Source organism: uncultured Campylobacter sp. (assembly GCF_938017775.1).
Lineage (GTDB): Bacteria > Campylobacterota > Campylobacteria > Campylobacterales > Campylobacteraceae > Campylobacter_B.
In genome coordinates this window covers 86,531-106,360 of sequence record NZ_CALIIU010000038.1, presented here as the reverse complement: position 1 = coordinate 106,360, position 19,830 = coordinate 86,531, and the positions used below count along the sequence as shown (strand labels likewise).

Annotated in this window: 22 protein-coding genes and 1 pseudogene; 5 read left to right on the top strand and 18 right to left on the bottom strand. The window is 48.1% G+C overall.

Features of this window, described 5'->3' with window-relative positions; translation table 11 throughout:
* Positions 1-8 precede the first annotated feature (8 nt).
* Entirely contained in the window at positions 9-320 is a 312-nt protein-coding gene (rpsJ, locus tag Q0537_RS06060) for a 30S ribosomal protein S10 (protein ID WP_005869011.1), read from the bottom strand.
* Between the two features lie 280 nt (positions 321-600).
* On the opposite strand from rpsJ, the gene Q0537_RS06055 reads away from it, so the two are divergent.
* A complete protein-coding gene (locus tag Q0537_RS06055) occupies positions 601-1,932 on the top strand; it encodes a hypothetical protein (RefSeq protein ID WP_299226039.1) in 1,332 nt (443 codons plus the stop codon).
* Between the two features lie 82 nt (positions 1,933-2,014).
* The gene (locus tag Q0537_RS06050; RefSeq protein ID WP_299226036.1) at positions 2,015-2,350 is read left to right on the top strand and encodes a hypothetical protein; all 336 of its coding nucleotides are present in this window, start codon (positions 2,015-2,017) and stop codon (positions 2,348-2,350) included.
* A gap of 1,117 nt (positions 2,351-3,467) precedes the next feature.
* Here Q0537_RS06050 and dapF read toward each other — a convergent pair.
* From dapF to coaE, 3 genes are all read right to left on the bottom strand, one after another.
* The gene (gene dapF / locus Q0537_RS06045; RefSeq protein ID WP_299226033.1) at positions 3,468-4,346 is read right to left on the bottom strand and encodes a diaminopimelate epimerase; all 879 of its coding nucleotides are present in this window, start codon (positions 4,344-4,346) and stop codon (positions 3,468-3,470) included.
* 178 nt (positions 4,347-4,524) lie between these two features.
* The gene (locus Q0537_RS06040; RefSeq protein WP_299226030.1) at positions 4,525-5,445 is read right to left on the bottom strand and encodes a tetratricopeptide repeat protein; all 921 of its coding nucleotides are present in this window, start codon (positions 5,443-5,445) and stop codon (positions 4,525-4,527) included.
* 64 nt (positions 5,446-5,509) lie between these two features.
* Entirely contained in the window at positions 5,510-6,187 is a 678-nt protein-coding gene (gene coaE / locus Q0537_RS06035) for a dephospho-CoA kinase (protein WP_299226167.1), read from the bottom strand.
* Positions 6,188-6,257: 70 nt separating this feature from the next.
* Here coaE and purM point away from each other — a divergent pair, with 70 nt between their 5' ends.
* On the top strand, positions 6,258-7,241 hold the full coding sequence (purM, locus tag Q0537_RS06030; RefSeq protein WP_299226027.1) for a phosphoribosylformylglycinamidine cyclo-ligase: 984 nt from the start codon (positions 6,258-6,260) through the stop codon (positions 7,239-7,241).
* A gap of 44 nt (positions 7,242-7,285) precedes the next feature.
* Positions 7,286-7,645: an Imm10 family immunity protein gene (locus Q0537_RS06025; protein ID WP_299226024.1), complete on the top strand. Its 360-nt coding sequence runs from the start codon at positions 7,286-7,288 to the stop codon at positions 7,643-7,645.
* A 66-nt stretch (positions 7,646-7,711) separates the two neighbouring features.
* On the opposite strand, the gene Q0537_RS06020 is transcribed toward Q0537_RS06025, so the two are convergent.
* The 7 genes from Q0537_RS06020 to Q0537_RS05990 form a co-directional block, all read right to left on the bottom strand.
* The gene (locus tag Q0537_RS06020; RefSeq protein WP_299226021.1) at positions 7,712-7,885 is read right to left on the bottom strand and encodes a hypothetical protein; all 174 of its coding nucleotides are present in this window, start codon (positions 7,883-7,885) and stop codon (positions 7,712-7,714) included.
* Positions 7,885-8,157, bottom strand: a complete 273-nt coding sequence (locus tag Q0537_RS06015) for a hypothetical protein (protein ID WP_299226018.1) — start codon at positions 8,155-8,157, stop codon at positions 7,885-7,887. The genes Q0537_RS06020 and Q0537_RS06015 overlap by 1 nt, the downstream gene beginning before the upstream one ends.
* Positions 8,158-8,323: 166 nt before the next feature.
* Positions 8,324-8,893 (bottom strand): flavodoxin, encoded by a 570-nt coding sequence (locus tag Q0537_RS06010; RefSeq protein WP_299226015.1) that lies wholly within the window; start codon positions 8,891-8,893, stop codon positions 8,324-8,326.
* Positions 8,894-8,909: 16 nt separating this feature from the next.
* Positions 8,910-9,839 (bottom strand): alpha/beta hydrolase, encoded by a 930-nt coding sequence (locus Q0537_RS06005; RefSeq protein WP_299226012.1) that lies wholly within the window; start codon positions 9,837-9,839, stop codon positions 8,910-8,912.
* Between the two features lie 36 nt (positions 9,840-9,875).
* A complete protein-coding gene (locus tag Q0537_RS06000) occupies positions 9,876-10,727 on the bottom strand; it encodes an aldo/keto reductase (protein WP_299226009.1) in 852 nt (283 codons plus the stop codon).
* A 225-nt stretch (positions 10,728-10,952) separates the two neighbouring features.
* Complete coding sequence (locus Q0537_RS05995) at positions 10,953-11,819, bottom strand: AraC family transcriptional regulator (protein ID WP_299226005.1); 867 nt, start codon at positions 11,817-11,819, stop codon at positions 10,953-10,955.
* Positions 11,820-12,046: 227 nt separating this feature from the next.
* Positions 12,047-13,192: an iron-containing alcohol dehydrogenase gene (locus Q0537_RS05990; RefSeq protein WP_299226002.1), complete on the bottom strand. Its 1,146-nt coding sequence runs from the start codon at positions 13,190-13,192 to the stop codon at positions 12,047-12,049.
* A gap of 231 nt (positions 13,193-13,423) precedes the next feature.
* Between Q0537_RS05990 and Q0537_RS05985 the strand changes: the two genes are divergently transcribed.
* Complete coding sequence (locus Q0537_RS05985; protein ID WP_366811332.1) at positions 13,424-13,690, top strand: AraC family transcriptional regulator N-terminal domain-containing protein; 267 nt, start codon at positions 13,424-13,426, stop codon at positions 13,688-13,690.
* Between the two features lie 170 nt (positions 13,691-13,860).
* Here Q0537_RS05985 and Q0537_RS05980 read toward each other — a convergent pair whose 3' ends face one another.
* The 7 genes and pseudogenes from Q0537_RS05980 to Q0537_RS05950 form a co-directional block, all read right to left on the bottom strand.
* The gene (locus tag Q0537_RS05980) at positions 13,861-14,388 is read right to left on the bottom strand and encodes a hypothetical protein (protein ID WP_299226000.1); all 528 of its coding nucleotides are present in this window, start codon (positions 14,386-14,388) and stop codon (positions 13,861-13,863) included.
* 135 nt (positions 14,389-14,523) lie between these two features.
* Complete coding sequence (locus Q0537_RS05975; protein WP_299225998.1) at positions 14,524-15,123, bottom strand: hypothetical protein; 600 nt, start codon at positions 15,121-15,123, stop codon at positions 14,524-14,526.
* Positions 15,124-15,247: 124 nt separating this feature from the next.
* Complete coding sequence (locus Q0537_RS05970) at positions 15,248-16,138, bottom strand: NTF2 fold immunity protein (RefSeq protein ID WP_299225996.1); 891 nt, start codon at positions 16,136-16,138, stop codon at positions 15,248-15,250.
* A 238-nt stretch (positions 16,139-16,376) separates the two neighbouring features.
* A complete protein-coding gene (locus tag Q0537_RS05965; protein WP_366811330.1) occupies positions 16,377-17,075 on the bottom strand; it encodes a phosphoribosyl-ATP diphosphatase in 699 nt (232 codons plus the stop codon).
* A pseudogene (gene hisI, locus Q0537_RS05960) lies at positions 17,070-17,387 on the bottom strand (phosphoribosyl-AMP cyclohydrolase); the annotation flags it as partial. The pseudogene hisI and the gene Q0537_RS05965, both read right to left, overlap by 6 nt.
* 304 nt (positions 17,388-17,691) lie before the next feature.
* Positions 17,692-18,771 carry an SPFH domain-containing protein gene (locus tag Q0537_RS05955; RefSeq protein WP_299225993.1) on the bottom strand — a complete coding sequence of 360 codons (1,080 nt, stop codon included), beginning with the start codon at positions 18,769-18,771 and terminating at the stop codon, positions 17,692-17,694.
* Between the two features lie 8 nt (positions 18,772-18,779).
* The gene (locus Q0537_RS05950) at positions 18,780-19,706 is read right to left on the bottom strand and encodes a branched-chain amino acid transaminase (protein ID WP_299225990.1); all 927 of its coding nucleotides are present in this window, start codon (positions 19,704-19,706) and stop codon (positions 18,780-18,782) included.
* Positions 19,707-19,830: the final 124 nt, after the last annotated feature.

Below are 19,830 nucleotides of genomic sequence, written 5' to 3'. Positions count from 1 at the left end.
TTTACCCCTTATTTGCCCATCGCGTGAACTTCGACATTGACTTCCGGAGCCAAATCAAGCTTAGTTAGCGAATCAACCGTGTCCGGAGTCGCCGCTACGATGTCTAGCATACGAGCGTGAATTTTCATCTCAAACTGCTCTCTGGAGTCTTTATTTACGTGCGGAGATCTTAAAACGGTGTAGCGTTTAATCTTCGTAGGCATCGGCACGGGACCTCTGACGTCCGCACCTGTTCTTTTTACGGCTTCAACGATAGCCGAAACTGTGCGATCTAAAACTCGATGGTCATAAGCCTTGAGTTTTAACCTAATTTTTTGCATCACTTTTCCTTAATAAAGAACTTGTCGCAACGCGCGACCCTTTGTTTCAAACAAAAGACGCACATTATATAAAAGCGCTCCGGTTTTGTCAAGAAAATAGCCAAATTTTATGGAAATATTTCCTTTTAATAAGGAAAAATATATAGAATTTCGAAAATTTTTTAGAGTGTCGGAAATTTTCAATACAAAAATTTTAGATAAATTTGAAATAGACATAAAAATTTCATAGGATTTTTCAGATTTATTTCCTTTTAATAAGGAAAATTTTAAAATACTCGCCATGAATGATCTAAAATTTTTTTACGAAAATCCGCCGGAATTTATGGGCTTTATTCCGCGCAAAAGAGGTATAAACTCTCCCAAAACCATAATCTACGGAGTGCTAAATTCCGGCAAAAGCGCCGTGCTGAAAAATGAAATTTCGGAACTTAAGAAAGATGAAATTTTGTATCTAAATTTAGCCGATCTACGCCTTGAGGATATGGTAGCGGGCGGCACTATCGCTGCGGTTAAAAATAGCGCAGACAATATAAACGGCAGCGAAGTAAATGAGAATGAAATAAGCAAAGAAACTACGCTCGATGCAGATATTTCGGATATAGATGAATTTTACTGCGCCGCCATAAAAAATACAGATACAAAAAATGAAAGCGTAAACGGCTTAAACAACGCAAAAAATGCGGAGTCCGATGGCATAAAAAACAGGAGCGAGAATTTCTTCCGCAAGATCAAAGAATTTTTAGCCACCAACGAGCAAATTTCATCTCTTTTTTTAGATAATTTCAGTAGCGCCGATTTTGAAATTTCATCGCTTCAAAGTTTCGCCGAGGGACTAAATTTAAAGCGCTTTATCATCTCTACTCGCGATAGAGAGTTGGCCCTGCCGGGCTTTGAGCGGCTTGAGCTTTTGCCGCTTTCATTTGAAGAATTTATCGCCTTCGACAAGCGCCACAACGAGATAAACTCGATGATTTCGGCATTTTTAGCCCAAGGCGGCGGCGCAAAAAACCCCTTCATAGCGCCTGCCGAAATTTTAGAATTCGAGCAGAGGCTGCTTGCGGCAAACTTTAGCCGCACGGAAATTTTAATCCTCAAAGAGTGCCTATGCTTCGTCCACGCCGCATTTAGCGCAAATAAAATTTATACCGCGCTAAAGCCGCGCATCAAAATATCCAAAGACGCCGTATACGGCACTATCGCCAAGCTTGAGCAAGAAAATTTCATCAGATTTTTAAGCAAAGCGGGCGAGCCTACGCGCGCAAAAAAGCTATATTTTTCGCATTTTAATATGCGCGAAATTTTAACAAGCAAAAAGGACTTCTCGAAAAAATTTGCCAACGTCCTTTTTTGCGAGCTTTTGGGGCTAAATACGCCGATTTTTTACACAAAAGAGCTGGATTTTTACCTGCCTGCTCTAAAAATGGGGGTTCTCGTCATTCCTTTCAGCGACGCAGACATCATCTTTTTAAAATTCCGCAAAATCTTAAGCGCGCTCAAGAGACTCGGTATCACGAGCTTAAAAGTCGTTTCTATGGCAAACTCCGGTAGGCTCGAGATTGAGGGTATCCGCTGCGATGTCGTGCCGTTTCATGAATTCGTGCTTAGCTTCTAATTATTGATATTTCATATCATAAAAATATAAATTTTATGATATAATTTTGGCAAACCCATATCAATTACGCAAGGGAAAGCCGATGATCAAATTAAAAGACAAACTCATTTATGAAACGCTAAAACTGGTCGAATCACAAGGCGAAGATGGGCTTTTGTGTCGCAATAAGCAAAGCGATGCGGAGTTTATGCGAGCCGTGAACGAATTCGCAGCTGCGAGTGGGCGCAACTACACATCGATCAAATCAACTCTTGACATAATTCATAAAAACTGGGGCTATCTGCAGCGCGAAAGCATTAAGGATACGGGGCTTGACGCGGGCAAGGCGTCGAAGATTTTCATCTACCGCCTATGCGAGGCAGGGCGAAGCTTTATCGAAAAATACGAAAAAGCGCTCGTCCAAAACGCCGACAAATAGCCCAAAATTAAAAATTTTAAGCGCCAATTAGATAGAATTCTTTAATTTCACGTGGAGCGACAAAATTTCATTTTTATGCGACTCGCCTTAAAAAAAGGAGATGAAAATGCTGGATTTTATAGTAAAAATGTTCGCATGGAAAGCCGAGTGGGAGGTAAAAAAGGAATATGACAAAGAATTTGGCGATCTATCCTCCATGCGATCAATCTTGCGCTTTATAATACTTCTTATCATACTTAGTATTTTGATTAAATTTCAATTAAGCGTATGAAAGATACATTTTTAGACATTGCGCTCGTTTTATTTGGCATCGTTATGCTTGTCGCGATACGACAAAAATCTTTATTAAAATTTACAATCTTCGTCGTGATTTTAGCGCTCGCCAGAGAGTTAATCATCAGATTTTATGCCTAGTTTCAGCCAAACCGACGCGGATGGAATTTAAAATTTAAACGACAAAAAGACGGCGCGACGGAATTCGGCGGGCGCAAATTTAAATTTCGCCGTATCCACACTATGCTTTTATCGTCGTTAGTAAATTCTACCGCGCTTCAAGAATTGCCACATCTATAAATCCAGCCTTTATCGTCTGACAGATTTTGCCCGCGGCGAGGATTTGCGCTTGGATACCGCGTTTTCTGCCATTAGTGGCGGATTTCGCTCGTGCAAATGCGACGGAATTTCACTTGTGCGAACACGGCGGATTTTTTCCGGTGGCAGCAAAAATTATAAACCGAACGAGCGGGCTAGAGCGTAAATTTATAATGCTAAATTCCACAAAAGCCCGAATTAATGCAATACAAATATGAAATTCAAGCAAAAATTTTAAATTTAGTAGCAAAATTCCGCACGCTAAAATCTTAAAATTTTATTTCATAAAATTCCGAAATTTGGAATTAAATTTGCAGTGAAGCGCCAAATTTTACCTCAAAATTAAAATTCTCGTGCAAACCATGCCCTGTAAATTTTAAAATTTCATCATCATAAAATTTTAAAATTCCAATGTCGTATTGCAAATCTATTATTTTATAAAACGAAGCGAAAAGCGAAATTTTGTATAAATTACACTCGAAAATTTCACGGATTCTCGCGCAAACCGGCTCGAAATTCCGTCTGCCTACTCCACGTATCCGATAAATTCGCCATCGAAAGTATGCCTAACGTCGCCGCGAAAGTAAATTTTGCCTCCATCCCCTAAGCGCAAATTTAGCGTTTCACCGCTTGCAGGTATCACGCGGATGTCGGGAGCTAGCCCCATATTTTCGACGCCTGCGATGAAGCATGCTGCCATCCCCGTACCGCATGCGAGAGTTTCGGCTTCTACGCCACGCTCAAAGGTGCGCACCTTTAAAATTTTGCTTGCGAGGCGGCTTTGAACTAACGCATAATTAACGTTAGCGTTATACTTTTCACGCAGATCGCGGGCTAGCGCGGCGTCGAACTCATTTAAATCGCTAACGAAAGTTACTAAGTGCGGCACTCCTGTGTTATAAAAATACCACGTTAGTCCTGCCTCCTCAAAGCTTTCGCCTAGGCGTTTAGGACAAGTTAACATTACCTCTACGTTAGCTACTAACGCGTGAGCGTTAGGGCGAAGATTGAAAATCTCGCCAAAGCTTACATTGCGTAGCTCGCCTCGCATGCTCTCGCTCAAATTTCCGCCGAAAATACCGAAAATTTCGCCGCTAATTACGCCTGCGCCGCTTAGAAATTTCATACTCTGCGCGGCCAAAAAATTCTCATACGCATACATGCATACCGCTCGCGAGCCGTTGCCGCACATATCGGCGCTACTGCCGTCGCTATTATAAAATTCCCACTCAAAGTTTATCCCCTCGATACCGTTAAATTTCGGCAACACAACGATGAGCCCATCGGCGCCTACTCCATCGCGCCTATCACATAGCTCGCGCGCTAGCTTGGATCTATCCGCCTTAACTGAATCCGTAAATATTACGAAATCATTTCCGCTCGCATTATATTTTGAAATTTTCATTATCTACCTCGCAAATTTTTAAAATTACTAACGCTCACTAACGCTTTATTAAAATTTTACTTATATCTAAATTTAAGCGTATCGCTTATTCCTAGGCTTTACTAAGACTCAATTTACTAACGTATCTTCTTTCGTGAGCCCATTTTGTTATGCGTTTTTCGCGCTTGATGTTAGAGTCTCATCTCATAATCTCTAAATGCTCGCAAGCATCAAATCTTCCGAGCTTGCAAGCCTTTTCATAAAGCTCGCGCGCCCTCTTTTTATCTTTCGCTACGCCCCAGCCCTTTTCGTATTGATACGCCAAATTTGAACAGGCTAGCGGCTCATCGCTTTTCTCGCACGCCTCGCTAAAATACTTCGCAGCAAGCGCATGATCCTTTTGCCCGCCGTCGCCTTTGAAATACGTAACGCCCAAATTTACGCACGAATCCGCGTGTCCCTGCTCGCAAGCCCTCGTAAAAAATATCCTGGCTCTGTCCGCGTCTTTTTTCACGCCTTCGCCAAGAACGTAGCTAAGCCCTAGGTTATGGCACGCCTCTACTTGCCCCATCTTGCAAGCCTTAATCAAAAGCTCGATCGCCATTTTCGTGTCTGGATAGACGCCGAGCCCCTTTTTATAGTTGTATGCAAGGCTCGCGCACCCCTCGCTGCTGCTTTTCTTACAAGCATCGCTAAAAAGCTCATTCGCCCTCTTGCGATCCTGCGTTACCCCCTGCCCGTCGTTGTAGAGCATCCCTAAATAGACGCAGCCCTTCTGCTCGCCGAGCTTGCACGCCCTGTCGTAATAGCGTGCGGCCTGCCTGAAGCTTCTATTTGAGTCGTATGCATAGCCTAAATTTGCGCAATCCAGCGCGTTTTCCTCGCCGCCAGCGTCGCAGCCGCGCTGCAGCTCATTTATCACGCGGCTTAGTTTTTTACAATCCATCTCGCTCCCCGCGGCGCAGCCCTTTCTTAGATCGTCGATCTCCGCCGAAGCGCCCGTCGCAAACAGCGCGGAGAGTAAAACCGCTCGCGCCGTAAATTTTAATCGCTCTTTAAGCGGCGTGCTTTTAAAATTTTGAAATTTAGCGCCGCTTTGGGCACAGCTACCGATCCTCATCGCCTCTCCTTTATTTTCAACTCATCTCAATTTACGTAGAAATTTTGCGCAACCGCGCAAAGGGCTAAATTTTATCTTTTAGCTCTTTTAAAAATCTCTCCACCGCGGCCTTAAGCGCGGCAAGATCGCCACTATTGTCTATCACAAAATCCGCCATGGCGCGCTTTTGCTCTATGTCCGTTTGCAGCTCCACGCGGTGTTTTGCGGCGGCACGATCCAGCCCGTTTCGCTTCATCACGCGCGCGATCAGCGTATCTTTAGGCGCATAAACGACCGCTACTTTGTCAAAAAACTCATATCTCTTGCCCTCGAAAAATAGCGGAATATCGACAAAATAAAGCCTTCCTTTTGCCTCCAAAGCCTGCGCCTGCAATAAAATTTCAGCCGTTATCTTTGGATGCAGCAACGCTTCTAGCTTTGCAAGCTCAGCAGGGTTTTTAAACACCAGCTCGCCTAGCTTTTTTCGGTCCACCGAGGTGCAAGGGGCAGCTGAAATTTCCTCGCCCGATCTAGCGTTAAATTCCGCTTGGGGGTTCAAATTTGCAGCCTGTACGTCTTTTTGCACGACGTATTGCGCGCCAAAAATTTCCGCCACCTGCGCGGCGCAGCGATCCAAAACGTCATGCGAAATCTTATCGGCATCGATGATCTCAAATCCGAGCCCGGCAAGCAGCTCGCAAACCGCGCTCTTGCCGCTACCGATGCTGCCCGTGATGACGACGGCGTGTTTAAATTTCAAGATGAGCCTTTATAGCGTTTTTATTCGATTTTAGCTAAAATCTGCGAAATTATACCATCTTGGAGGATAAAATTTGATAAGCTACAAAGACGCGGGCGTCGATATAGACGCAGGAAATGACTTCGTAAACGCGATAAAACCGTTCGTTAAAGCGACGCAAACTCCGCACATTTTGGGCGGTATTGGCTCATTTTCGGGTGCGGTGAGGCTGCCCGCAGGCTACAAAAAGCCCGCGATCCTAGGCGCCACCGACGGTGTTGGCACAAAGCTACGACTCGCGATAGACGCGCGTAAATTTGACGGCGTGGGGCAGGATCTCGTCGCGATGTGCGTGAATGATCTCATCTGCAACTTCGCCGAGCCGCTGTTTTTTCTCGACTACTACGCAACGGCGAAGCTCGAGATCGCAGATGCCAAAGAGGTCGTAAAAAGCATCGCCGAGGGCTGCAAGCTCGCCCGCTGTGCACTGATCGGCGGCGAAACGGCAGAGATGCCCTCGATGTATGAGAAAGGCGACTTCGACCTTGCAGGCTTTGCCGTGGGCATCGCCGAGGAGGACGAGATCGACCGCTCAAAATTCGTCCGTGAGGGCGACGTGCTCATCGCGCTTCCTAGCAGCGGCCTGCACTCAAACGGCTTCTCGCTCGCGCGCAAAGTGATCGCCGAGCTGGGGCTAAAATTTGACGACAAAGTGGACGGTCGCGCGCTCATCGATGTGCTTTTGGAACCGACCAGGATTTACGTCGGCGACTTTTTAAATTTAAAAGACAAAATCCACGCGCTCGCGCACATCACGGGCGGCGGCATCGTGGAAAATCTGCCGCGCGTATTTCCGGAGGGACTAGGCGCAAAGATCGAACACGCCGCAATCCGCACGCCCGAAATCTTTAAAATCGTCGCGCAAAAGGTAGAGCCTGCCGAGATGATGAGGACGTTTAATATGGGCATTGGCATGATCGTCGTAGCTCCGAAAGAAAACGCAGACTTCGTGCTGGCAAATACCGATGGATACGTTATTGGCGAGGTCGTAAAAGGACAAGGTGCACAGCTCGTGTAAATTTGAAGCGGTAAAATTTGCCGCTTTTTGCCAAAGCAGAATTTATGTTTAGACTAAATTTTAAAGCAGGTGTTGCGACCGCTTCCAAAAACAGCGCCGAGAATTATTATATGATAGGCCTTGCGGACGACAGGTACGACTATAAAAACTATCTGCTTTTCCAAAGACCGATCAAGCTCGGGCGATACGAGGACGCAGACGCGCCGCATAACGGCTTATACGCCGAGTGTAATGGCGACGTATGTTATAACGGCTGCAAGGCAGTGAAAATCACTAGCGAGCTTATCGTTTTTGAGATCCAAGACAGCGTCATCACCGTGGATATCAGCGGCGTTAAAATTCCCAAACGCTTCATTCAGTATTGCAAAGAAATTTTCGGCGATCTGCTCAGCATCGAGTGGTAAATTTAAATGTGCCTAACGGCACGCAAAAATTTACCTGCAACTACCGTAAATTCTATCTGGAGGATACTACTCCGCATCCTTTGCGTCCGCTTTTTTGACGAGACTTTTATACTCATCCTCGCTTAGATGCTCCATCCACGTTACGTTTTTGCCGTCCTTTTCAAAGGCTGCCGCGATGTGCTCGCCGTCTTCGTGCAGTCCGGCTCCGTGCCAGTGTTTGACGCCCGGCGGACAAAGCACTACGTCCCAGGACGAGCGATTTGCACGATTCCGTCCGCCGTACCGGTGTAAATTTTGCCCTGCGTTACAATTAAATTTTGGCCCACGGGATGCGTGTGCCATGCCGTGCGTACTCCACGCGGAAAATGCACTAGCGCTGCTCCTGCATTTGCATAAGGCGTCGCGCCGAAAAGTAGCGTGACTTTCGGCAGACCGCCTGCAAAAATTTTATCGCTCACCTTGTCATAGACGGCGAGATTTTCCTTTTTAACCAAAACTTGCTTTTCCTGCATCCCTTCTCCTTTGTCTATATTTTTCGCAGTGCTCTTGTGCGCTTAAATTTAACGCGCGCACCGGTCGCTAAACTCAAAATTTTAAGAATTTTAGCGTTCATTTTTTATCTTTCATTATGCCCGCTTTAAATTTAATCACAAATTTAAAGCCAAAGTGCGAGCTCGCCTAAAATTTCGCAAGCCACTCTTTTATCTCTTTTTCGCTCGGTCTCTCGCCGAAGCACTTCCCCGCTAGCCACTCGCCGCCGTTTGCTTTCTTGGCTAAATTTTTATCGCTATTTTCAAGCCCGGAGCTATAAACGGTGCAAAACGGGATCACTTTTTTGCCGTTAAAATCGTTGTTTTTTATAAACTCGTCGATCGGCCACGCAGCATCGTGCCACCAGATCGGATAGCCCACAAAAACAGTCTCGTAGTTCTCCCAGCCGGGGATTTTAGCGTTAGTTAGCGGTACGCTCCTAAGCGATGCATCATCGTGCTCGCGACTAACGCGACTTTTTGGATCGTTGTAGTTCATATCTGCGTTTGTGTAGGGTTGTGCCGGTTTTAGCTCGACTATCTTAGCACCTAAATTTTGCGCTATTAAATTTGCCGCTCTAGCCGTATTGCCGCCTGCTGAAAAATAGACTACGAGCGTCTTTTGCGGCTCAAATTTGATATTTTCCGCTGCGCTTTGGTTTGCCGCGAATGAACACATAGCAAGCGCTGTAGCCATTATTTTACTTAGTTCTTTCATTTTATTTTCCTTTCTTTTATCTCATCTGTTCTTGCCAAAATTTGACCGCCTCATCCAGCCAGCCTTGTGCCGCCGTGCCGGTGCCTAAGCCAAATCCGTGACCTAAATTTGCGTAGCTACGAAACTGCGTTTTAACGCCCGCAGCGGCTAAATTTCGTATCCGTCGCTCCATCACGCCGGGGTTTGCGATCCAGTCGTTTTCGCCAACGACGGCAAAGGTCGGCGGATCATTTCGCGTAAAGTCCGAATAGCCCGTATATTGCATTATCACGGCTGCAGGGCGTGGATGCGAGCCCTGCTCAAAAGCCTGCGTGCCGTAGCTTCCCAGCATCGCCGCAAGTCTAGCTCCGGCCGAGCCGCCCCACAGCGAATAAAACTCCACTCCCACCTCAAGCTCCTTTGCGTGCTCAACAATAAAGCTAATCGCACGAGCAAGGTCTTGCGCCCCGCTCCTAGCGCCCGGGCGGTAGATCAACGCAAAGGCGTTGTAGCCCTTTTTAGAAAGCTCAAGCGCATGCGGGAAACTATCGTGCATCGCGCCCACATAGGTAAAGCCGCCTCCGGCAACCACCACTGCAAACGGTTTGCCCCGCTCTCCTTTGAAATAAAAAAGCCCAGTATCGTTTTTGCGCGGATCGGCGGCTTTTTCGGTATTTGAGTAAATATCATAAAATACCTGCTCGCCGGCCTTAGCGCGATCTTTTAGATAGTTTAAAATTTCAACCGTTTTATTGGCATCGATGTGCTCGTACCACGTCAAATTTAGCTCGCCAAGCTTAGCGCCGCTAAAATAACCCTTGTGCGTAGGGAAAAGCAACCTGCCGTAATCACCAAACGCCGCATCACGGACGACATCTGAAATTTTGCTCTCTTTTGTAAAGCTCTCGTTCATCTGCCCTCCCGCTAGTGCTGCCGCAAATAGCGCCGAAATCAAAATTTTTTTCAAATTTAACCTTTTTAAATTTAGCCGGCGAAGCCGAACTTATCTTAATAGGTTATTTATCATCTTTACTATCTGCGGATCGCTGTGATCGAAAAATAGGCTCGCACCATCGTCTAGCCTTGCGATCGTTTGCATATCCGCCTCGCTTAGCGAGAAGTCAAATATATTGAAATTTTCCGCCATGCGCTCTTTACTCACGCTCTTTGGTATGACGACGATACCGCGCTGCACGAGCCAGCGTAAAATCACTTGAGCCACGCTTCTGCCTTGCTTTTGTGCGATCATTTTTAGCGCTGCGTTGCCAAACATATCCTTTCTACCCTCGCCAAAAGGTGCCCAGCTTTGCATCGCGATGCCGAGCTCCTTTAAATTTACCTGCGCTGCGAGTTGCTGATGAAAAGGATTGCACTCGATCTGATTTATCGCGGGCTTTATCTCGTTGTTTATCGCAAAGTCCATAATTTGGCCGGGGTTAAAGTTACTAACGCCGATGCTGCGGATGCGACTCTCTTTTTTAAGCCTACTCATCGCTCGCCATGCGCCGTAAGTGTCGCTATATGGCTGATGGATGAGATACAGATCGAGATAATCAAGCCCTAGCTTTTTCATCGACGCATCAAAGGCTTTTAGCGCTCTATCCTCGCTTACGTCGCTCACCCAAAGCTTTGTCGTTATAAAAAGCTCTTCGCGTTTCACGCCGCCGGCTATTGCCGCTTTAACCGCCGCGCCAACGCCCTCTTCGTTATGATAAGACTGCGCAGTGTCGATGAGGCGGTAACCCACGCCAATCGCATCCTCAACGCACCTTTGAGCCTCTGCGGGCTCCACCTGATACACTCCGTAGCCTAAAATCGGCATTTTGTTGCCGTCGTTTAAGGTTAAATACTGCATTTTTACTCCTTGTAATTTTAATTTTTTAACTGAAGTGATTATAACGGTTTTAAAAAAAAGGAGGTAGAACGATCCTGTAAAATCATTGCCTATTTCTGCAAATATTATAAAAAATACAAAATTTAGATCAAATTTGTAGTTGGGGTGGGTCGAAAATCTAAATTTAGATAAAAGAGGCTTGGGAGATAAAATCAACGAGAGACAGCAGACCTGCCCGCACTAAATTTAAGCGCCAGTTATGGCTAAGACGTGCGCCTTAGGAGGCATGCCAAACATCCTGGAGTACTCTCTATTAAACTGCGACGGGCTCGCGTAGCCGACGGCAAATGCAGCCTCTGCGGCGTCTAAATTTTGATTTATCAAGAGATTTTTTGCCTCTTCGAGGCGGATCTTTTTTTGAAATTGAAGCGGACTAAGCGCCGTGATACGCTTGAAGTTATGATATAGCGACGATGCGCTGATACCGAGCTTTCTGGCTAAATTTTCGATATTTATCGCCTCGGCGTAGTTTAATTTTATCTCTTTAGCGGCGCGCGTGATGCGGTTTTCTATGGTTTCTAGCATTGCGTATTGACGCAAGAAATCGCCGTTTTTGCCCTTTAAGAGTATGTATAAAATTTCCTTTATCGCGAGCTTTGCTAAAAATTTAGCATCGTTTGGACGCTCTAGCAAACGGATAAATTTAAATACGGCTTCAAGCAGCTCATCATCTACCGCTCCAAGAGCCAGCCCTGCAAACTCGCCCTTTTTGCTCTCGGCGCCGCAAATGCTCTCGATCACGCTTAAGATATCTTCTAACTCGAAGTTGATCTTTATGGCTAGATACGGGCAGCCTTTGATCTTCGCAACGGCGGGGATATGCGTAGCGGCTAGCAGATAGCGCTGCTCATCGTACTCGTAAAAATCTTTACCGACTTTGGCTAGTTTTGAACCTTTAAAAACTATGCAAAGCGCCGGCTCGTAAACGCCGGTTAAAAACTCGGTCGGCACGCTTGCTCGGTAGATAAATAGCTCCTTTATATCGCTTTGTATCTTGCCGTCTGAGCTAAATTTAGCGCCCAAATACTTGCAAATTTCATCTATCTTGCTCATTGTGCCTCCTTGATTTTTTGAATTTTAGTAAAATTTATAAAATAGCAAGCTGCGAATATCCACCGGCCCACTTTCTCAAATTTAGCAAGTAAATAGGCAAAGTCGGCTAGCCAAATATTTAAAAGAGCTCAATCCAAAATGATAAATTCGGACGGTTTAACGACCGTCCGAAAATCAAAAGTCAAAGCAAGAGGCTAAAGACATAAGCCGATTTACTCCATTTAAATTTATCTTGCCAGCTCAAGAATTTTAACGATATTTTCGCGGCTGTAGAGCTCCACCATATTCCACGCTTTGGCGTTTGTCGCGGCTACGTCTATGACCTCGTCTAGTACCTTACCTTCGATGCCAAGCTGCGCGAGGCTAGTAGGCGTACCGATCTTATCAAACCACGCCTTAAGCGCCAGGGTGCCTTCATCCGCGCTTTTAAGGCCGAAAATTTCACGAGCGAAACGCTCAAATGCGCTTAAATTCCTATCCTTATACCACCTCATCCACGCAGGCATTACCACGCTAAGACCGGCTCCGTGCGCGCAGTCCACGACCGCGCTCATCGCATGCTCTATCATATGATTCGGATAGCCGAAGCCGCCCACGCCCACGTAGGTTAGTCCGTTTAGCGCCATCGTAGCAGCCCATGCAAACTCGGCGCGCGCATCGTAATCGCTCGGATCTGCAAGCAGAGCTTCAGTCGTGCGGATGACGGTTTTGATGTTGGCTTCGATATAGGCTCGCACGATGCCCGGGTGGACGCTAGCGGTAAAATATCCCTCGATGCTGTGCGCGACGATGTCGCTCGCGCTATATACGAGATACTCGCGGCTGACGGTTGCTTGCAGCTGCGGGTTTATGACCGAGACCTTCGGGTATAGACACGGCGCGCTGATCGGGTATTTTTGCTTGGTCTGCTCCTTAGTCACCACTCCGCCGCAGTTCATCTCCGAGCCCGTCGCGGCGAGGGTGATGATGTCAAAAATTTTAAGCGCGGCGCTAGGATTTTTGCCGGTGAAAAAATCCCACACGTCGCCCTCGTAGCAAGCGCCCGCGGCTACGGCTTTCGCCGAGTCCAGCACGCTTCCGCCGCCCACAGCAAGCACACTATCGGCGCCGAATTCTTTAGCGAGCTTGATCGCTTCATTTACTTTACTTAACACGGGATTTGATTTTATGCCGCCAAGTTGCGCAAATTCTATACTGCTTGCCTTTAAACTGCCCTCCACGACGTCCATCAGACCACTTTTTCGCACGCGCTCGCTACCGTATAACACGAGAGCTTTTTTCGCGCCCGCTTCCTTCATATACTGCCCGATATGCTTTTCTTTATCCTTGCCGAATTCTATCCTCACGGGGTTGTAAAAACTAAAATCTATCATATTCTCTCCTTTAAATAAAGTTGCTAAATTATAGCCTTTTTTAAAATTTTGCGGTAGCACGATAGTCCAAATTCCTTGCCCAATCGTGCAAATTTAAGTATAACCCGCGTAAATTTAAAGGAGAGGGGATGAACGAAGTAGATAAAATTTTAAAAGACGCCACAAAGATCGCGGACGAGCTATATCCCGCCTAGGGGCACGCTCAGAAGCCTATAGGGGCGCTTAGCTTTTATCGTCAAAAAAGCCCCAGACTTCATCGCGACGATCTATGAGCCTGGCGTGTGCTTGTGTCTGCGCGGCGGTAAAATGGTGGAATTTAGAGGCAAGCAGTATCGCTACGACATGCAGAAATTCCTACTTTGCGCAAGTGACTTACCGCTTTTAGGACGGGTGGAGCGCTGTCCGTTTCTATCGGTAAGCATTAAATTTCAAAACGATGATATTCTTGAAGCACTTAAGGAGATAGGCTGGCAGGGCTGTGCGGGCAGACTTCTGTAGCTCGTATAATTTGTGGCACCGCTTTTTCCGCGCTTTACTCTAAACATCGGGCGAAATTTTACTCTCCGATATGATCCGCGGCGCATATTTTGCGCGAGGCTAAAATTTACCCGCATCCCGCCGCTGTTCTACTCGCGCTCGCAGTACCGCTTTGTTCGTATCGCATGCTGCTACGCAAAACAAGAAAGCGGATATTTCGCGGCGCTTTTGTCCGTGAGTGCGGCGAGGAAAAGAGCGATAAATTCCTCAAGGTTTTGCGCGATGACCAGGGCATCCTCGTAGATCGGTTCCGCGCCGAATACGATCTTGCCTGCGTCCGTGCCCTGCGTGAGGATGCCCGCAAAGCAGCGCTCGCCCCTGACCGAAAATAAAAACGGCAAGCACCTGCTCCAAAACGCGCTCACGGCGGCTCTTTCCGCATCGTTAGCCGCGCACTCCAGGCTGTCTTTTTCAAAATCTCCGTAGCAAAATTCCGCCTCATCCGCGCCTGACGACGCATAATCCCGAGCAGACACGAACCAAACGGCGTCCGCAGCGTCATGTAAAGTCTCAAAAGAGCAAACGAAGCGGTAAAAATTTTCGCTTAAATTTTTAAATCTGCCGCCCAAAAATTCGCCCCGCGGCGGGCAAATTTCATCCCTGCGCCGTATCTGCCAGCCGTTTTGAGCTAGCGCGTCCATAAGTTTGTCAAAAGCCATCTCTCGCCTCCCGTAATTTGGCGCCGATTATAGCATTTTGCTGGGCGCAGCGGTGAAATGCGGCTAAATTTATAAAATTTTGCTTGCTTGTTGCGTATAAAAAGAGAAATTTTACGTAAAATTTTATAAATTCTGTTAAAAATAAAATGACGCTCCCAAATCGCCGCTAAATTTAGGCTCGGCAGAAGGCGTAAGCCGCAGATGAAAAACGGGCGTATCGCTTAAAATAGGCGTATCATCGCGGGAAGCGGGCGTGCCGCCAAAATTTGCGCCTCGGTATCCGCCCAGAATTTCTAAGCTGTACCGACCGCGCTCTACGCGAAAACTCAGGCTGTTTTGCTCGCTAATGCAGCTCATATCTTTAAAATAGCCGATGCCTGCGATTTTTAGCGTGCCCGAGGAATGAAAAACCCAGCCGCGAGAGATGATTTTCGCTTCGTCTTGTGCGAATATCTCCTCGCTCGCCTCGCCCACGGTAACCGCAAAATCGTAATAATCGCTGCGGACGCCCGATATCGGCACCGCGATACCCTCTTCTGTGACCGCGCCCCCGTGCTCGGTCTGCGTAAAATAGGCAAGAACATCGCCGCTCGCAAGCCCGTGCTCATCCAGATAGCGCGCGAGTAGCGCGGGCTCGTACACCACGAAGCCGCCCAGCTCGGAGAAAATTCGCCTTTTCATTCGCACCTTTCTTTGATCGCCGTGCGCGTCGTACGCAGAAATTTTACCGCTCATTTGCCCTCTTTATCTTTGTTTTTGCAGCGCCGATGAAATTTTATCACAGTGCCCGCGGCAGGCTAAATTTTATCTCTGCGATCGCGCCGAGAATGAAATTTAAACCCCGTTTTGCGCTCAAATTTTACAGCCCGCGGTTTTTGCTGTCCATGCCTTGGTATTTATCTACGAGCCAGCGCCCATTCTTGCGCACGAGCAGGAAGCGGCGCGCGAAGCCGTGTTCGTCCTTGGCGTAGATGTAAATTTTATTTTTGCTCTCGCATTCGGCGTCCGTTAGCTCGTACCCGCCGTAGGTGCCGCCCTCCATCATCGAAAAGGAGATGCCCTCGGGGCGGAAGCCGCTGCGCCTAACGGGCGTACAGTAGCGCGCAAAGAGCTCCTCGCACCTGCGCTGCACCTCGCCGTCGTCTGCGTCATCGATTCGCGATGTGGCAAATTTCTCCCACTCGCTCATCGCCGCGAAAAATTCTAAAAGCGCACTCTGCGCCGCCGCCAGGTCATCTGGATCAAGCTTCTTTTTGCTCTTTGCGGCGTCTCTTTGCGCCTGCTCAAATTCCGCGATTTGCTCCTTGCTAAACTGCCCGCCGCTAAGATAAAACTGGATTTTCGTATCTGCCGCGGCTAGCAGCCCCGCAAAGCTCACGTGCGAATTGACCAGGCGCAGCGATTTTAGCTTCGGGATTTGCACGATCGCTTTTAGCCCCTCATCCGTGATACTGACGTTTTCGATGCCGACGTGTTCGAGCTTGGCGTGATTACGAAAATGCCTAAAGCCCTCGCCGCTTATCTTATCGCTATCTTGCAAAAGCAGATACGCAAGCTTCGGTAGCGTGGCTAGATGCTGTAGTGCCGCGTCCGTGATGGTCGTAGCTATAAAGCCCATATTTACGAGGCTTTTTACCTCGCAGATGCGGCGCACCATCTCATCGCTTAGCGCTACGCTTTCGTAGTGATGGCCTTTGCAGTAGCGCTCGCCAACCGCGTCCAAAGCCTCCTGCATCGTGATCTGTTTCATCAGCTATCCTTTAAAATTTGATTTTAAAATTTTAGTGAAATTTTACGATTTACGCAAGCGCTTAAATTTACGCGCGGATTTGCTCGCGCAGCGCGATTAAATTTTACGGCAATAGCGCGGTTGAAGCATGCTTTCGTCGCTGAAATTCGGCGTAGAATTTCGGCGTCGCTTTTTAAATTTTGCTCGCCGCGTAAGGCGGGGAAGCGGAAAAGATGTCTTCGCGATTAAATTTTACGCATCATTTTTCTCGGCTGCGCTTTTCTTCGATGCCGCTTTGCCCTTGCCTGCGCGCTAGCTCGTCAAGCAGGGCGTCTGGATGGATATTGTGCGCCGCAAGTGCGAGCAGAAGGTGAAATAAAAGATCCGCCCCCTCATAAATCACGTCGTATCGCGGCTCGCCCGCTCTGTGCTCGCCGAAGCCCTCGCGCGCGACGTCTGCGTAAAGCTCTCTGCGCGAGAGGTCTTTGCAAGCCAGCGCGAACTCGCACGCCTCCTCGGTGATCTTTTTGAGATAGGCGTTTTCGCCCTTCGCGTAGAGCGAAGCGACGTAGGAGAGCGCGGGCTCACCGTTTAGCTTGCGATCCAAGCAGACGTGATAAATTTCGTCCAAAATGCCGTACGGGCTTTTTTCTGCGGAGCTTTCGAGCGTAGAATTTTGCGCGGCGGCGTCTAAATTTTGCTCGCTGCGCTCTGCGGCGGAATTTGTAAACGCGGAATTCGTCGCAGAGGGGCTTTGCATTGCGGAGCTCTGATTGCTGCAGTAGGTAGTAGAATTTTTGGGCGCGTAATCCGCCGAGCCGTCGCAGGAAGCGGAATTTTGCCCTGTGCGAGAATTCGCGGAATTTTTCTGCGCGAGAGGGGTTGCAGAGCCGTACTCTGCGAAATTTTTCGTGCCGCAAGCGCTCGAACTATCGAAATTTTCACCGCATTTTTGCAGCGAGATCTCTTTGTAAAAACAGCTTCGCGAGCCCGTGTGGCAGGCAGATCCACCGCATTGCTCGACTTTAAGTAGCAGCGTATCGTTATCGCAGTCTAAAAACGCCTCTCGCACAAGCTGAACATGCCTGCTCTCCTCGCCCTTTTTCCAGATGCGCCCCTTGCTGCGCGAGAAGTAGTGCGCGTAGCCCGTTTGCAGCGTCAGGCTTAGCGCCTCTTCGTTCATATACGCGAGCATCAAAACCGCGCCGTCACCCGCATCCTGCACGATCGCGGGGAGCAGCCCGCCCAGTTTTTGCCAATCTACCTTCATCTTTGATCCTTAGTTTGCGAAGTCGCGCGCCTTAAATTTAGCCGCCGCACGCGGAATTTGAGTTATGAATTTACGAAGCGGCGCGCCTCGTAAATTTAAAAGGATAAGCCTGGCGGCTAAATTTTAAGCGACCGCTAGGCTTAAGCCACGACGGGCGCGAGTTCTGCTCGTCGCGAGCTTTTGCGCTCGCCGCTAAGCTTAACTTGCGAAATCGAGAGTTAAGCTTATGCGCCCGGAGCAGGCTTATTTCAAATCTCGCTATTAAATTTAGTTCGCGAAATCGGAGCGCACAGCCCCTGAAATTTTAATTTTCCCGCTCGATGGCGCTTTGCTTTGCTTTATCTTTCGTATCGACCCAGATATTAGGCACCGCGCCGCCCGGCGTTAGGAAAATTTTCGCGTCGCTGTTTTCGCGCAACGCCTCGTTAAATTTAGCCTGCGTCTCGATCTGCTTAAGGCTTAAAAGATTTGCATCCAAGCTCTTTGCGATCTCTTTGTTGGCGTAGGCTTGCGCGTCAGCCTCGATCTTAGCGGCATCGGCACGGCCTTGAGCCTCGATTTTGACGGCGTCTGCGTTACCTTTGGCAAGAGCAGCCTTTTTAAGCGCCTCTTGATTTGCGCGCTCGACCTCGTATTTAGTGCGCTCAGCCTCCTGTTTGGCGATCTGCACGCGCTCGATCTGCTCCTTTACCTTAGCCGGCAGGATGATCTCGCGAAGCTGCACGGCTAGCAGATCTACGGGCGAATTCGGCAGTGCTTCGATATTCTTGCGGATGCCGTCGTCGATCGATTTGGCGATCTCGTCGCGTTTGGTAGGCAGCTCCTCGGCGGCATAGTTACCGATGACGCTGCGCACGACGTCCTTTACGCGCGGATCGATGATCTTATCCTCCCACAAAAAGCCCCACTCGGCGATCGTGTTGGGCGCCGTGGCTTCATTGAGCCTGTATTGCACGGTAATGTCGATACTGACGGGCAAATTTCGCGAGTCTAGCACCGAGAGCGAGTTTTTGCTGATGATACCGCCCGCAGTACCGCTTTTAGTGGCGATACCTGCGCTCATATCTTCGCTGCTGGTGTAGTTGATGATACGCGTGCGAGTATCTACGACGAATACGTCCTGTATGAACGGTACGAAAAAGTGAAGTCCCGCGCCAAGAGGCGTCGGATCATATTTGCCTAAATTTGACTTGATCCCCACCTCGCCCGATTGGATCGTGACAAAGGGTTTTGAGATCACGAGTAGCGCGATTATCGCAATAATAGCGTAAATCACGCCGCTAAACTTGCCCATTCCTCCAAAATTAGGAATTTTAAAATTTAAATTCCCGCCTTTTTTGTCGCTATTTTTCTTATTAAAATAATCATTCAAATCCGCTGGCATGCGCGTCCTTATTTAATGTAAGTGAGCCAGTGCTCAAATTTCGGGTCTTTGCCTGTAACGACGGCGAAATACGCCTTTTGCAAGCGGCTCGTGACCTCGCCCATCTCACCCTTGCCGATGATCCTGCCGTCGATGTTGCTAATCGGCGTGACCTCCGCGGCGGTGCCGGTAAAAAACGCTTCGTCCGCGGCATAGAGCTGATCGCGAGCGATGCGCTCTCTGCGGACTTCGTAGCCCAGGCTGCGCGCGATTTCTATGACTGAATTTTGAGTGATGCTCTCTAGGCTGGTGTCGTTAGGCGGAGTGATGATGAGCCCATCTTTTACGATAAATAGGCACTCGCCCGGCCCCTCTGCGACGAAGCCTTGCGGATCGAGCAGTATCGCCTCATCGTATCCCGCATCGACCGCCTCAAAATTTGCCATCTGCGAGTTAAAATAATTCGCGCTTGCTTTGGCTTTTGCCATCATCGAAAATTGCGCCGGCTTTATCCACGATGAAATTTTGGCTTTGATGCCCTTGCGTAGCGCCTCTTCGCCCATATACGCGCCCCATTGCCACGCTGCGACGATGACGTTTACTGAGCAGTTCGTAGACGAAACGCCCATCGAGCCGTAGCCGAAGTACGCAAGTGGGCGGATATAAACGGTCTGATTGAAGCGATTTTTTGCGACGACGTCGATCTGAGCCTGACGAAGCTGTTCGAAGTTAAACGGAAGCTTGATTAGGCAGAGTTTTGCCGAAATTTCAAGCCTGCGAGTGTGCTCGTCCAAGCGGAAAATCGCGTAGCCTTTGTCGGTTTTATAAGCGCGTACGCCTTCAAATACGGCGTTTCCATAGTGCAAAGAGTGCGTCAAAACGTGAGTAGTGGCCTCCGCCCATGGGATTAGCTTGCCGTCTTTCCAGATGAGCTCGGCCTCTTGAATTTGTGCCATTTCTTGATCCTTTGTTTAAAATTTAATCCTAAATTGTATCTAAAACAATATTAATTTCTAAGAAATTTAAAAGCGGTTGAAATTTGGCGCGATTTTAAGACGCGCGACCGAGCCGCGAGTTTAA